This window comes from Paenibacillus taichungensis (assembly GCF_047302525.1).
Taxonomy (GTDB): domain Bacteria; phylum Bacillota; class Bacilli; order Paenibacillales; family Paenibacillaceae; genus Paenibacillus; species Paenibacillus taichungensis_B.
This window is the reverse complement of record NZ_CP168020.1, coordinates 6734597-6748787: the sequence shown is the minus strand read 5'-3', so window position 1 is coordinate 6748787 and position 14191 is coordinate 6734597. Positions and strand designations below refer to the sequence as shown.

13 protein-coding genes, 1 tRNA gene and 1 pseudogene are annotated in these 14191 nt (G+C 44.8%); 4 read left to right on the top strand and 11 right to left on the bottom strand.

Annotated features, from left to right (window positions below):
• Nucleotides 1-8 precede the first annotated feature (8 nt).
• Nucleotides 9-2348, bottom strand: coding sequence for a PAS domain S-box protein (locus tag ACDJ58_RS30460; protein WP_413374409.1), 2340 nt, complete (start codon nucleotides 2346-2348; stop codon nucleotides 9-11).
• A gap of 335 nt (nucleotides 2349-2683) precedes the next feature.
• Here ACDJ58_RS30460 and tadA point away from each other — a divergent pair, with 335 nt between their 5' ends.
• Complete coding sequence (tadA, locus tag ACDJ58_RS30455; protein ID WP_413374408.1) at nucleotides 2684-3184, top strand: tRNA adenosine(34) deaminase TadA; 501 nt, start codon at nucleotides 2684-2686, stop codon at nucleotides 3182-3184.
• 34 nt (nucleotides 3185-3218) lie between these two features.
• Nucleotides 3219-3788, top strand: coding sequence for a GNAT family N-acetyltransferase (locus ACDJ58_RS30450; protein ID WP_413374407.1), 570 nt, complete (start codon nucleotides 3219-3221; stop codon nucleotides 3786-3788).
• Nucleotides 3789-3873: 85 nt separating this feature from the next.
• Here the strand turns inward: ACDJ58_RS30450 and ACDJ58_RS30445 are convergent, their stop codons facing one another.
• From ACDJ58_RS30445 to ACDJ58_RS30425, 5 genes are all read right to left on the bottom strand, one after another.
• Nucleotides 3874-4968, bottom strand: coding sequence for a hypothetical protein (locus ACDJ58_RS30445; RefSeq protein ID WP_413374406.1), 1095 nt, complete (start codon nucleotides 4966-4968; stop codon nucleotides 3874-3876).
• 267 nt (nucleotides 4969-5235) lie between these two features.
• Nucleotides 5236-5388 (bottom strand): small acid-soluble spore protein P, encoded by a 153-nt coding sequence (locus tag ACDJ58_RS30440; RefSeq protein ID WP_413374405.1) that lies wholly within the window; start codon nucleotides 5386-5388, stop codon nucleotides 5236-5238.
• Between the two features lie 23 nt (nucleotides 5389-5411).
• Entirely contained in the window at nucleotides 5412-5588 is a 177-nt protein-coding gene (locus ACDJ58_RS30435; RefSeq protein ID WP_175382032.1) for a hypothetical protein, read from the bottom strand.
• A 25-nt stretch (nucleotides 5589-5613) separates the two neighbouring features.
• The gene (locus ACDJ58_RS30430) at nucleotides 5614-5955 is read right to left on the bottom strand and encodes a hypothetical protein (protein WP_064641367.1); all 342 of its coding nucleotides are present in this window, start codon (nucleotides 5953-5955) and stop codon (nucleotides 5614-5616) included.
• A 193-nt stretch (nucleotides 5956-6148) separates the two neighbouring features.
• Nucleotides 6149-6237 (bottom strand) — tRNA-Ser (locus ACDJ58_RS30425).
• A 225-nt stretch (nucleotides 6238-6462) separates the two neighbouring features.
• Here ACDJ58_RS30425 and ACDJ58_RS30420 point away from each other — a divergent pair.
• Both ACDJ58_RS30420 and ACDJ58_RS30415 read left to right on the top strand, forming a co-directional pair.
• Nucleotides 6463-6972, top strand: a complete 510-nt coding sequence (locus ACDJ58_RS30420) for a YheC/YheD family protein (RefSeq protein WP_413374404.1) — start codon at nucleotides 6463-6465, stop codon at nucleotides 6970-6972.
• On the top strand, nucleotides 6951-7781 hold the full coding sequence (locus tag ACDJ58_RS30415) for an S-layer homology domain-containing protein (protein ID WP_413374403.1): 831 nt from the start codon (nucleotides 6951-6953) through the stop codon (nucleotides 7779-7781). Before ACDJ58_RS30420 ends, ACDJ58_RS30415 begins: the two co-directional genes overlap by 22 nt.
• A 153-nt stretch (nucleotides 7782-7934) precedes the next feature.
• Here ACDJ58_RS30415 and serS read toward each other — a convergent pair whose 3' ends face one another.
• The 5 genes and pseudogenes from serS to guaB form a co-directional block, all read right to left on the bottom strand.
• Nucleotides 7935-9218 (bottom strand): serine--tRNA ligase, encoded by a 1284-nt coding sequence (gene serS / locus ACDJ58_RS30410; protein ID WP_413374402.1) that lies wholly within the window; start codon nucleotides 9216-9218, stop codon nucleotides 7935-7937.
• A gap of 267 nt (nucleotides 9219-9485) precedes the next feature.
• Nucleotides 9486-10076, bottom strand: a complete 591-nt coding sequence (gene pdxT / locus ACDJ58_RS30405; RefSeq protein WP_413374401.1) for a pyridoxal 5'-phosphate synthase glutaminase subunit PdxT — start codon at nucleotides 10074-10076, stop codon at nucleotides 9486-9488.
• A gap of 66 nt (nucleotides 10077-10142) precedes the next feature.
• A pseudogene (locus tag ACDJ58_RS30400) lies at nucleotides 10143-10353 on the bottom strand (pyridoxal 5'-phosphate synthase lyase subunit PdxS); the annotation flags it as partial.
• A 275-nt stretch (nucleotides 10354-10628) separates the two neighbouring features.
• Nucleotides 10629-12017 carry a D-alanyl-D-alanine carboxypeptidase family protein gene (locus ACDJ58_RS30395; protein WP_413374400.1) on the bottom strand — a complete coding sequence of 463 codons (1389 nt, stop codon included), beginning with the start codon at nucleotides 12015-12017 and terminating at the stop codon, nucleotides 10629-10631.
• Nucleotides 12018-12447: 430 nt separating this feature from the next.
• Complete coding sequence (gene guaB, locus ACDJ58_RS30390; protein WP_413374399.1) at nucleotides 12448-13905, bottom strand: IMP dehydrogenase; 1458 nt, start codon at nucleotides 13903-13905, stop codon at nucleotides 12448-12450.
• Between the last annotated feature and the right edge of the window lie 286 nt (nucleotides 13906-14191).

The following is a 14191-nucleotide window of genomic DNA, read 5'->3' as shown; positions in this document are numbered from 1 at the left end:
CACCTCGTCTAGTTCTCTTCGTCTATAGGTTCATTGTCCGTCTTATGCTCTTCCTCTATACTCTCCGGTTGCTGTTGGGAGGCAGGCAGATCGATAATGACGGTCGTCCCCTTGTTCATGACGCTTTTGATATCCATCATGCCCTTATGTGATTGAATAATGCGCTGGCTGACCATCAGGCCAAGCCCTGTTCCCGATTCCTTGCTTGTAAAGAATGGTTCCCCTAGCTTAGGCATCAGTTCTTCTGGAATTCCAGTGCCTTCGTCCTTAATTTCAATCCGAACCCGACTATTCTCTTCGTCATGATTGAGTTTAATTCGGATATTACCTCCGTCTGGCATGGCCTCCATGCCGTTCTTCAGCAAGTTAATGAAGACCTGCTTCAACTGATTCTCTTCACAGTGTACCATAGCTGAATCGGATGAAGCATTCAGTACAAATTCCACACCATGCAGATGCGCCTGGCTGTCCAGCAATGATATAACATCTCCCAGAATGAAGCGAATATCCCGTTCCTGAAAATGAACCGCCTGTGGTTTGGCTAGTATCAGAAACTCACCCACAATGAGATTAATTCGATCCAACTCGGACAGCATCAAGTCCAAGTGACGATGATTAAGCTTGTTCGTCTCTTGTTGGAGCTGAAGAAACCCACGCAGCGTCGTAAGCGGATTACGTATCTCATGCGCAACCCCGGCTGCCAGCTGGCCAACCGTCGTCAGTTTCTCGGAACGTCTGAGCAGTTCCTCCATACGGTTACGGCTGGTAATATCTCTTGATACGCTGATTAGTGCTGTAATCTCGCCTGCTTCATCCCGGACCGGTGCTGTACTCACGCTGACTTCGACACGGCTGCCGTCCTTCTTCATCCATGTCGTTTCATTGGACGTAATTGACATGCCCTCAATCAACTGGGCATGCTGCTTTTCCATTTCCTCTTCAGTACCAGGAGGGATAATTTTCAATTTGCGGCCTTCCACTTCACGACTGCGCCAGCCGTACAACTGCTCAAAGGCACGGTTTACCCGCAGTACATTTCCATCCAGATCCGTAATATGAATCGCATCTGCCGTTTGGTTAATGATCGATTCCAAATGCTCTTTTACCGCACGATTTTCTTCATACATCTGTTTCAGGCGATTCGTATAATGACCCAAATTACGAATCATGGCATTAATGCGATTCGCTAACTGGCCCAGTTCATCTTTCCTTCTCACCTTGAGACGGAAATCAAAATGGCCGTCAGCCACATCATTCACTTTGCCCAAAATAGATTGAATAGGACGCGTAATGTATCCTGCGAGCAAATAGCTGCCAAAGATCACAATCTCCAGCAAAACAAGCGAAATCGAGGCATGGCTAACCAGCTGTTCCGATACCATGGAGGATATTTGCTTATAGTCCATGACAATACTAATCACATAAGATGATTCATTGGGGGTGAATATAGGAATGAAACTTTTGAGCACCTTCTGTTCATGAGTTTCACTGACAAAGGATACATTCTGCCCAGTACGAATTGCCCGTACAACCGCCTTGTGATCCTCTTCTGCGGTACCATATTGATATGTACCGAAACGAATTGGCCTGTTATTCAACTTGTTGTGGTTCGTATCCCTTCCGTCATTGCTCATGCTTGAGCTACCGAAGGTCAATGGATTGATGCCTGTAATCTCCAGAATCGAAGGATTAACTTCACGAATCTTATTCAATATCTCGTCTGGACCAGAGATCTTCACATAGCCGTCAACAGCGGCATTATTATAGAAGGGATTGATTATGTAATTCCTCTTCCCATCGTGATAGTAACCCCAGATATCAACATCTGACGGATTTGATGTAGAGTATTCGAATCCATCCGACCAAAAATGATCCAATTTCTGTCCCTGTGAAATAGTAACCTGATGATTTTCGAACAGCTGTTTAAATGCCTGATACCAGTACGTCATGGATTTGGTAGACAATCCAATCTCCTTTGGATCGGAAGACCGGGTAACCACAATATCATCAGCCGTTTGCTCCATCAATGAAATGTGGGAAACACCGACTTTTTCGCTCATACGAACCAGGTCTTCATTTGTGATATTATTAATATTCGGGTCCAGTTCTTCCGCTGCCATTACTGAGGCTAGCCATAGATTGTTCCCAATTTGTCGTTTTACATATTCTGAACTGGACTGACTCTGTTCGACAGCGATTGCAATCTGTTTGGCCGTAAGCACCATTTTGGTTTCGCTGTCCTGCCTTAGATTCTCTTCTGTAGTATAATAACTCAGTGCTATATTTAAAACCAAAATGACGAGCACTGAGCACGACATAATCATGGATAATTTCGTTTTAATAGACAACTTTTTCGTTCACCTCTCGGCTTGTACCCTCTGGCGATATATGGCAAAACCTATATCCATCATAACTGTTGTATGCCTATTTGAAAAGGATAATTGACCCTTGTCCAAAAGTTACCGATTGGCTGAAAAACGCGAAATCAATTGTATTTTGTCTTTTCCATGCCTACAATGGGAATAACCACTAAAACTTATACACAAATCCACAGGCATGTGGATAGTATGTTCATAACTATGTGAGCAACTCGTTGGTTATCCACAGACTTATACACAACATGTTAACAAACGAATGTTTGTTCGCCGCACAAAATGCTCTTTGGAAGGAGTTTTACATTTTAATGAAGGATGACGTTCTCCAACCTGATCTTGCGCATCTCTCGGAGGAGGCTCAGCACGAGCACTGGATGCGTGAAGCCATTGCTGAAGCGTACAAAGCAGAAGCACTCGGGGAAGTACCGATCGGGGCTGTAATTGTTCAACATAATCGCATTATTGGTCGTGGATATAACCTGCGTGAGACGACACTTGATTCCACAGCACACGCGGAGATGGTAGCCATCCGGCAAGCCAGTGAAGCCATCGGTGCATGGCGACTGTTGGATTGCAGTCTGTACGTCACACTGGAGCCCTGCCCCATGTGTGCAGGTGCCATTGTGCAATCCAGAGTGCCTCGAGTCATATATGGTACCGCTGACCCCAAGGCCGGATGTGCAGGAACGCTGATGAATCTGCTACAAGAACCTCGTTTTAATCATCGAACCGAAGTGGTTGCTGACATTCTGCAACCAGAATGCTCCACAATGCTGACTCAATTTTTCCGGCGTTTACGCAAAAAATAGAAACTTACATCCATCTGGAAAGGAAGTGCATTCCATGCCGCTTACACTATATGACACACCAAAAGGAATAAGTCTCCGATTACTTACTCCACAAGATACGGAGGCGTATCTTGCTCTTATTCAAATCACACGTCTTCCCTACCAAGCTGTAGAGCCTATCCGGGATGATGAATTCTATACGCTGCATGCGCAAAGCAGACGCATTCAGGATAGAATTCAGGCGGCCGAAGAAGGAACAGGATATCAATTCGGAATTTTTACGATCGATGATGGTATTCTGATCGGTCAGGTTAGCTTGAACAATGTCGTTCAGGGCGTCGCCAATTATGCAGACATGGGATACTTTATCCATCCAGACTACCAAGGCGGCGGACGGATGACTGCAGCGGTGAAGCTCGCTGTGTCCTACGCCTTCCGTGCTCTGAAGTTAAATCGTGTTCAGGCGGCCATTCTGCTATCCAATACCGGTTCCAAACGTGTTCTGGAGAAGAACGGCTTTCAGGCTGAGGGCATTGCTCGTAAATATCTCAAGATTAACGGAGAGTATCAGGATCATCAGATCCACGCTGTGCTGGCCGAAGACTTGGGTGAATCTTTACAGTAATTGAACAGACTATGGAACAACATACAAAGAGCCGCCAGACCCTAAGGTCGAGCGGCTCTTTGCTTTTACTAATGAATCTGAGAACTTAGTATCCGTAAGATGCGTTCATTAGTTCTTCAAACTGATCCATTGTAATAACGTCTTCGCCAGCAGGAATATTGATTTTGAATGCTGGCTTCTCGTTAATTTTGGTGTATGTGTTCGAACCAGTGAATGCAAGTTTTACTTCATCCTTGGTATCAGGTTGTTTAATCAACAAATCAGCAACCAATTTTTGATATACCGGGAAATCTTTTTTGTCCAAAGCAAAATCAATGTGGAACTGGTTAATGGTTAGTGTATCTTTCAATTGGTCTAGATCTTTAGCCATTTCAGCTTGATCTGCTTCAGTAATTTTCAGATCCTCTTTGGCTTTGTCGATATCTGCCTGACTCATTTGCAACATGTCACGGTATTCTTCTTTAGAGATGATATCCAGTACTTTTGGCAATGCTTTGGTTACCAGGACAGTAACGGCTTCTTTCACATTGTCATTGTTGACCGAAAATTGAACGACTTGCTTGGCATCCAAACCTTCAGGAAGCTGAGCATCCTTCACATCCAGGTTTTTAAAGAATTTATCCTGATCGTACTCGCTCAGAACCGCATCCATAACTTCATTGCTCAGCTTTTGTGTTTTCGCTGCATCCATAGCATCCGGATTCCATTCCGTTCCTTCTTGCTCAGCCAGTTCTTTCAGATCCAGCTCCAGGAATTTACCAACAACCGTTTCCGGAATCGGGAAGAAAGGAATACTTGGTACCTTAACATATAACTTCTCAGCGGTCATAACCATTGGAATGGTAAACGTCATACCCATATCGCCTTTAAGCTCAATACCTACCGTCATTTCGGTCTGCATTGGCTCGCTTTGGTATACGCCAGTTACATTCAACTGAGCATCCTTCAGCATGCTCATAAACTGAGACATCGTTGGATCCTGTTGTGACTCGTCTGCAGCTTTATAGCTCAATTCATTAATAGTGAAGTTAGAACTCATCTCATACGAAGTCAGTTTGGAAGCATTGGTTGCCGCCGTCTTCAATGCCTCTTTTGGCTCTTGCTTGCTGCTACATGCTGTCAGTGCCATGGATACGGTTAACAGCAACGTAAGAAGAAGCGCCCCCATACGTTTAGTCATTTGTTTCTCTCCTCTCGTGATAACCCCAAAAAAAATAATTCAATATCAATGATATACCATTTATTCTGAAACGGAAACACGATTTGGGAAATTTGTGAGCTTTACTCTCTAAATTGGCTACAAAGACCTATGTAAGCTTTAGATATCAATGGTGTGCTCCTCTAAATCATGTATGAACGCGCAAAAACCCCGGTTTGTTAACCGGAGTTATAGGGTATGGTTATGCAATAAATATGTGCTAAAGAGAGGAACGATTGTTCCTTTGACTTAGCCTTGAGGATTATGATGATCCACATGGTTCTGGTTTTTCACTTTTTTGGAGCCTGACAACGGTTCCTGCATGGAAGAATTCTTTTCAGGTTTTCGGTGCTGCACAGCAGCCTGAGCTTCAGGCACAGGTGTTGTTTTGGGTTTACTCATGTTGTTCCCCCCTCTTCATTGGATTAGGAATGGGATGGGTCCATATCTTCCGTTTTGTCATGATTCATGGAATCCTGATGCCGACGGTCATTCGAGTCCTGTTGAATTTGCTGGGCATGGTGACTATTCACAGGTGTCTGATCCAGATCTGCGACTACATTTTGCAGGTTTTTATCTGTTCCAGCTTTGGCTTTGCTCACGTATTACCACTCCTTTGACGTTTGCCTAATGTCTGGTTTTGGGTTGCAACGACTGGGCACATTCATGAATATGACGCGTGTAATCCTGAGCCAATTCCTGAATGGGCTCTGTTCGCTCATCCGTCGTCCTTCCATCGCGCTCCACATCAATCAGTTGCACACTGACTTCACGAGAATCCACATAGGCACACTTGAAATCAAAAGAGTACATCTGGTGTCCCGCTGTTGCGATGTGAATTCGAATAGCCTGTTGATCAGCCTCGTCAGCCATCACCTGAGCCCGATCTCCGACATTTAGAACTTCAGGCAACCTTTCCTGCCAAGCACCGACAAGCTCCGTCTGATCTATGTTTAATTCGCGGTTCATCTTACCACCTCCACTCTTATATAAAGTGCGGCGATTCGAATGTTTTTATACATCACGCAGATAATGAAACAAACTGATTTTCTGTCGTAAAAATGCTCTGGAAATACAGCGTGTATGCGGATGCCCTAGATGTATAAATAAATGCAAAAAAGGACCCGAGCTTATCGCTCGGATCCTTATCATAATTGTAGTATGGCGGAGAGGGTGGGATTCGAACCCACGTGGAGTTGCCCCCTAACGGTTTTCAAGACCGCCCCGTTATGACCGCTTCGGTACCTCTCCAGGACATTAACTTTTATAAACTTGCCACGAAATTGATCATACCATAATTGTATGCCAGAAAGCAACCTTTTTATTGTTTTTATATATTAGATACATCAAAAAGGGAATTTCCACCTACTAAGTAACGGTAAACAGCGCTACCTGACGATTGAAATTGTTGTTCAGAATCTGTTCAGCCCTGCCCTGTATAATCGAATTTAGACTTTTTCATTATGGGGTGGTTGATTGTTTATAGGTGTGTATCGTAAAAATGACCCTTTGAACACGTTGCCTGAGGAGCGAATCAGCGAATTGATCTCGGAGGGAATGAAAGAAGGCGCGAATGTTTTCTTTTTTGATGCCAGCAGCATTGATATGGAACAGGAATTGATCCATGGTATCTTCCAGGAGGGTAACGGATGGGTGCAAAGGAATGTGCCTCTCCCTGACGTGGTGCTTAATGAAGCGCCTGAGCCTGTTAATAACAGACCGGAATGTGAGAATTGGCTGCGCCGCAGGGTTCCCTTTACAACATTTCTGATTCACGGAAAATACGACATTCAGAGGAAGCTGGCCCCCCTCTTCAAAGATCACCTCATTCCGACGGAGTGCTTGCAGGATCTAAATCAATTCCTTGCTTTTTTGGATGTTCACGGAGAAGTTTTAGTTAAACCTGATCAAGGGCGCCGAGGCAATTCCATTTCCACAGTCAAAAAGATAAACGATCGCTATGTATGGCGTCACCATCCGGCCTAAAATTGTTGGTACAGCCTTTACGTTTCAATGTACAATGGGTGGCTGGCGAACAAAAGCTCAAGCTAGATCAAGAAGAATTAAACAATGTGACCCGGGTAATCAACCTCGGTACTAAAGATCTTGACCCACAAACAGCAACCGTTCTCGGTTTCAATGAAGAAACGCGGACATATTCCTACGTGCCAGCCTATTTCGTCCAAGATAAAGGACAATGGGAGGTAAGAATACGAGACATGCAATACAGCACTTATGTTATCGCTTCGAATGAACAAATAAATCCCCTAGACAATAATTCATTAATAAACAGCATCGAATACATGCAGAGCAAACAATTGCTTGCTTTACATCAATTCAAGACCGGTGAACCCATCACACGCGGAGGGGTCGCCCAATTATTGGTTTCTGCCTTAGGAGCAAACGGAATCGCAGCTAAGGATACCACTTTCCGGGATGTGACTGAGGAACAATCGTATGCGTCAACCGCAGCACATCTAGGACTTGTTAAAGGCTATGCTGATGGAACATTCCGTGCCGATCGCCAGGTTACCCGGGAAGAGCTGGCTAGCATGATCCATCGAACAATTCAGTTTGCAGGAGGAGATTCTGTCGCTAATGCCTCAGCTAAGATATCCTATCTGGACCAAGACTCTATCTCTCCTTGGGCCACCGCCCAAGTCCAGGCTCTGACATCGCTCAATTTGCTTCAAGATACATTCGGGACATCCTTCGAGCCGAAAAAAGCAGCAACCACAGACGAAACACTTATGATCTTGGTGCGCACCCTGCGCTCCATTGAGTATGTGAACTAATATATTATGTGTTCGTATAGGCGATAATCATGGCTAATGTATAGTCGTCATAAACAATAAACTACAAAAAACCGTCTCCTTGTGAAAATGGCAAGTTCTAAACTTCCATTTGTCAGGAGACGGTTTTTTATTTCATTCATTTAGTTGAACATCTTAGGAGCGACGGGCAATCACGCTGACTCCGCCCATGTAAGAACGCAGTGCTTCAGGAATAACCACTGTTCCATCTTCTTGTTGGTAGTTCTCCAGAATAGCAGCTACTGTACGCCCCACTGCCAGTCCTGAACCATTTAACGTATGGACAAATTCCGGTTTCGCTTTTGGCTCTCTACGGAAACGGATATTAGCTCGACGTGCTTGGAAGTCTTCACAGTTGGAGCAAGACGAGATTTCACGATACGTATTGCTTTCCGGCAACCAGACCTCAATGTCATACGTTTTGGCAGACGTGAAGCCCATATCTGCTGTACACAACGTCAGAACACGGTAAGGCAGCCCCAATAATTGAAGCACACGTTCAGCATTATGTGTCATGTTCTCCAATTCCTCATAAGAGGTCTCAGGAGAAGACAGTTTCAACAACTCAACTTTATTGAACTGATGCTGACGAATCAAGCCACGTGTATCCCGTCCAGCAGAACCTGCTTCGGATCGGAAACATGAGCTGTATGCTACAAAGTGTTTAGGCAACTGGTCAGCATTCAAAATCTCTTCGCGATGATAGTTCGTTACCGGAACTTCAGCGGTAGGGATCAAATAATACTCGGTGTCTTTCAGCTTAAACAGGTCTTCCTCGAATTTCGGCAGTTGGCCAGTTCCAAACAAGCTGTCACGGTTAACGATGTATGGAGGCAGAATCTCTTCATACCCATGCTGATCGCTGTGCAGATCCATCATAAAGTTGATCAAAGCACGTTCCAGACGTGCACCAAGCCCTTTATAAAAGGTAAAACGGGAGCCTGTTACTTTGGCAGCCGCTTCAAAATCAAGAATGTCGAGGTCCTGTGCGATTTCCCAGTGTGCTTTTGGTGTAAATGAAAATGACTTTGGCTCTTCCCAACGACGAATCTCCACATTATCATCTTCGGACGCACCAACAGGCACACTCTCGTTAGGGATGTTCGGAATCGCCATAGTCAGATCGTTGATCTTCACTTCCAACTCACGCACTTCTTCATCCATTGCTTTGATTCGATCGGAGACTTCGCGCATCTCAAGGATCAACTCATCCGCATTTTCACCACTCTTTTTAAGCTTGGCAACTTCTCCGGATACCGTATTCCGGCGACTTTTCAGGTTTTCACTCTCTTGCAACAACTCGCGACGCTTGGCATCCATGTCCGTGAACCCAGCGATTAGATCCAGCGATTTGCCACGTTTCGTCAACGCTTCTTCAACACGTGCGTACTCATTCCGCAATATTTTCACATCAAGCACTAAATACCCCTCCTAAATAACACCACAAAGTAGAAACCTTCCTTATTAACCCCTGCCAAAACTTTGCAGCCCGTGTAACTTCATCATTCCTCAATGGTAAAAAAACAACCTATGACATCCGGCGCTACCCTACGCTGCGATTCCCGCTTTGGAAGCAGATACGAGCAACATCAGGTATCTGACCAGACAGCACCTTGCCAGCAAGCCTTGTGAGCCTCTGAAGGACTGATCCGGTTCACCGGCAGATCATAGGTTGTATATCAATCACTATTGGTTCTGTACAGGCTGTTTATACGACCTAGCCATGTCCACAAAGTAAGCATGCAGTCGATAATCATCTGTCAGCTCAGGGTGATAGGAGCAAGCCAGCAGATGCCCCTGGCGAGCAGTAACAATCTCATCCTTGTACGTGGAGAGAACTTCTACCTCTTTTCCTACACTCTCAATCAGGGGTGCCCGTATAAACACAGCCCTTACCGTCTCCTCAATGCCTTTTACCGGAAGATCCGTTTCGAAGCTTTCCCTCTGCCGTCCAAATGCATTTCTGGAGACGGTCATATCCATTAGCTCCAGATGAGCTTCCTCTTGTCCTGCAATATGTTTGGCCATAACAATCAAACCAGCACAGGTGCCGAATACCGGTTTACCCTCAGCAGCGAATGCGCGAATGGCCTCCATGAAACCATATTTGCGCATCAGTTTGCCAATCGTGGTACTTTCACCGCCAGGAAGAATTAACCCATCCAGCTCCTTAAGTTGCTGAACCTGTTTGATAGCCATTCCTTCTGCTCCGGCCCGTTCAATACTACGAATATGCTCGGTGACTGCCCCTTGAAGTGCTAAAACGCCGATCTTCATTTAAAATCCACCTTTCTCTTACCAGCCGCGATCCTGCATGCGCTCGGAAGGTGTAAGTTTGTAGCTGGTACGGATCATGGAAATCCCTTCTCCGATCCGGCGCAACGCTTCACCCAAGTCTTTGGCGCCACATACAAACGGTACAGTGAACTCATGTTTGTCGATATGGAATACTTCATCAGATGGAGTCAGTACTACACTCTCATCAAGGTAATTCACTCCTAGGGATTCCGAGACCGACCTTGGCTTCAATATAATTTCCGATCCGCGCTTTGGCACCTCATTTAACGCGTGTTATTCCCGTTTCCATACCCCAACCCTACCGTAATGGATGGGTCGTTCTTGCCCATGAACAGGATGTGGAATATGCAGTGTCAGTTAGAAGAACAATAGTCTTTTTAACTGATTCATACGTAGAATTCTAACTTGATATTTTACCGGAAAAATTGTAAATATACAATCCATCCGGTCGGAATTAATTGTATTTTGTCAATGGTCTAGCGACACTATATTGAAAATGTCATATTATTCCGTCTTCTTTCACCTTATCTATTAGAACAGGTTTTTGATGCCATCAAACAGATCAACGAAGAAATCTTTCACTGCACGGAAGAAGAGACGGAACCAACCGCCTTTTTCCGCTTCTTCTGCGGTGATTAGGTTCACTGTCTTCTCTTGTGGCTCAATTCCTTCAGCCTTGTACGTATAAGTAACCGTTCCAACCTTGGTTCCGGCCTTGATTGGAGCAACCAGCTTATCAGCTTCAGTTACATTCGCTTTAAATGTCACGTCCAGGTTTTGAGTACCTTTAGGTACAACGAAACTTACTGCATTATCCGTCACAACAGGTACTGTTGTTTCCTTCCCTTTTTTCAAAGGTACAGCTTCCCAGCCTGTGACTTTAGTTTTGGCAGCAACCGCCTGTTTAACTTCAAAATTGTTGAACCCGAAGTCCAATACTTTCTTCGTTTCTCTGAAACGCGCCGGCTCCGAATCAGTACCCATAACAACACTGATCAGACGCATGCCATTACGCTCAGCCGTACCGGTAAAGTTATTCCCAGCGTTCGTGGTATGGCCCGTTTTCATCCCGTCCAGACCCTCATAGGCATAGCTTTTGAAGTTGGTTATATTTTTATTCGCTTCCAGCATCCAGTTATAGTTAATAATTGGATCCTTGTCATTGGGACGGAATTTATAGGATTGAATTGTTGTAAAATCTTTGTAGTCCGGGTGATCCATAATGATATATCTGCACAAAATGGCCGCATCCCGTGCCGACATGACGATTTCCTTATCTTCAGTTGGGCGGAAATCCGCAGGCATATCTGCACGATCCAGTCCTGTGGAGTTGATGAAATAGCTATCTTTCATTCCCATACGCTTCGCTTCATCATTCATCATTTTCACAAAAGCTTGCTCGGAGCCTGCAACATATTCAGCCAGCGCAACCGTGGCATCATTGGCAGAACCTACAGCCATAGCAATGTACAGCTCCTTGACTGTATGTTGGTCGCCTTTTGCAAGGAAAATGCGGGAACCTGTACTCTTGGCTGCATTTTCACCTACAGTTACAATATCATCCCAACTAAACTTTCCTTGCTTAACCTGTTCAGCCACAATATACTCTGTCATCATTTTAGTCATACTAGCAGGCGGCATAGCTTTATCCGCATTAACATTGAGTAGAATCTGACCCGTTGAAGCCTCCATCAGTATGGCTGATTTAACATCGAGTCCTAGAGAGTCTGCCGAAGGAATGTCCACGGCTTTTTCTGTCTTCGTTGTTGTCGCTGCCGCAGTCAACACCTGTCCTGAATCGTTTGCAGCAGCCATTACAGGCATTACCGCTGACATGCAGAGCATATTAATCAGCATAACCGAGGCTACGCTTTTTTTGAGCATTTGACGTTTTTTCTTATTCATTTGTTTGGCTTTCAATGGTGAATACTCCCTTCGGTCCGAAGCTTCTATTGTGTGCTTCAGTGCAGCTTGAGCTGCAATATTTTCTTAGTCCCTAACAGGTGGAGATGATGTGTGAAGTGTGTCGTATATGCGCTGTATCGAAAGAGCAATGTCATTGCTCCTAAAGTTCGAATCGATTGTCACTTAGTTAGCATTAAATGAAATGCTTATGTAAAAGGACGTCCGCGCTTCTTTTTTCGCTGGGCAACCTTCAACCTTTGTCTATCACTCTAAATTCATTGTCAAAAGCAGTTTCATAGACTCACGTCAAAAAACCGCCGCAACGCCCTAATCCATTAAAGGATCATCACCGCTTGTTCTATTCTATCACAGGGGTATCCGCAAAAAAAGACAGGCCCGGCGAAAATCGCCAAGCCTGTCCTGGAAATGATTAACACAATTCAGATTACAACGAGTAGTTAGGGGCTTCTTTCGTAATCTGTACATCATGCGGATGGCTTTCACGAAGCCCCGCACCTGTAATACGAATAAACTGAGTGTTGTTACGAAGCTGTTCCAAACTGCTTGTACCACAGTATCCCATACCTGAGCGTAGACCACCAATCAACTGATGAATCGTATCAGACAATGGACCTTTGTAAGCAACACGTCCCTCAATTCCTTCCGGAACCAGTTTCTTGTCATCATCTTGGAAGTAACGATCTTTACTTCCTTGTTTCATCGCAGCCATTGAACCCATACCGCGGTAAACTTTGTAGCTACGTCCTTGGAAGATTTCCGTTTCTCCCGGGCTTTCTGCCGTACCTGCAAACAAGCTTCCCAGCATAACTGCATGAGCACCTGCAGCAAGAGCCTTGGTAATCTCACCAGAGTACTTTATACCACCGTCAGCAATGATTGGTACGCCATATTCACGTGCTACATTTGCACAATCGTATACTGCTGTAACTTGAGGAACACCAATACCAGCAATTACACGAGTGGTACAGATGGAACCTGGACCAATTCCCACTTTGACAACCGACGCCCCAGCTTCGATCAATTCACGAGTTGCATCGCCTGTAGCAACGTTACCTGCAACAATTGTCAGGCTTGGGAAACGTTCGCGCAGCTGACGAACCGCATCAATGATATTAATGTGATGTCCGTGTGCCGAGTCTACCGTTATCAGGTCCACACCGGCTTCAACCAATGCATCTGCACGTTCAAAGGTGTCTTTGGAAATCCCGATCGCTGCTCCAACCAGCAAACGTCCTTGTGCATCTTTAGCTGCGTTAGGGAATTGAATTGCTTTTTCGATATCTTTAATAGTAATGAGACCTTTCAGTGTGTTGGACTCATCTACTAATGGAAGTTTCTCGATTTTATGCTTCTGGAGAATACCTTCTGCTTCTTGCAGTGTAGTACCTACAGGCGCAGTAACCAAATTCTCACGAGTCATGACTTCGCTGATTTTAATGGAGAAGTCATGGATGAAACGTAAGTCACGATTTGTCAGGATACCAACAAGCTTTTGATCTCCTTCAACAATCGGTACACCGGAAATGCGATATTTTGCCATAACCGATTCTGCATCAGAAACCAGATGTTCCGCTGTCAATGAGAACGGGTTGGTAATAACACCACTCTCCGAGCGCTTAACCCGATCCACTTCCTCCGCTTGCTGCTCAACAGACATATTTTTATGGATGATACCAATACCGCCTTCACGGGCAATGGCAATAGCCAATGTCGCTTCAGTAACAGTATCCATACCAGCACTAATCAAAGGAATATTCAGTTTTACGCTGTCACTCAAACGAACAGATACGTCCACTTCTTTAGGCAGTGTCTCGGATTTCCGGGGCACCAGCAGTACATCGTCGAAGGTGAAACCTTCCTTACCAAATTTATCTTCCCACACGCGGGCGTTCCTCCTTATGTTGGCTCAGCTTTACGGTCCAAAACCCGAAGATCTCAGGCTGTATTTTATGCCGAAAATACGTTTTCTGAAAAATTTATTATTGCCATCTTAGCAAAGCGTTATTTAGACTGTCAAGGGAAACTCCCTGGTTATATTAGGTGTATTGCCTGATGCATACAACTGTATTTTCCATACGGACAGGTTCATTTTATATATATAAAACGCCACTCATATCGAGTCGCGCTTATCTATGTTAAGTCATTTAGTGCACTGTCTCTAAAATAAT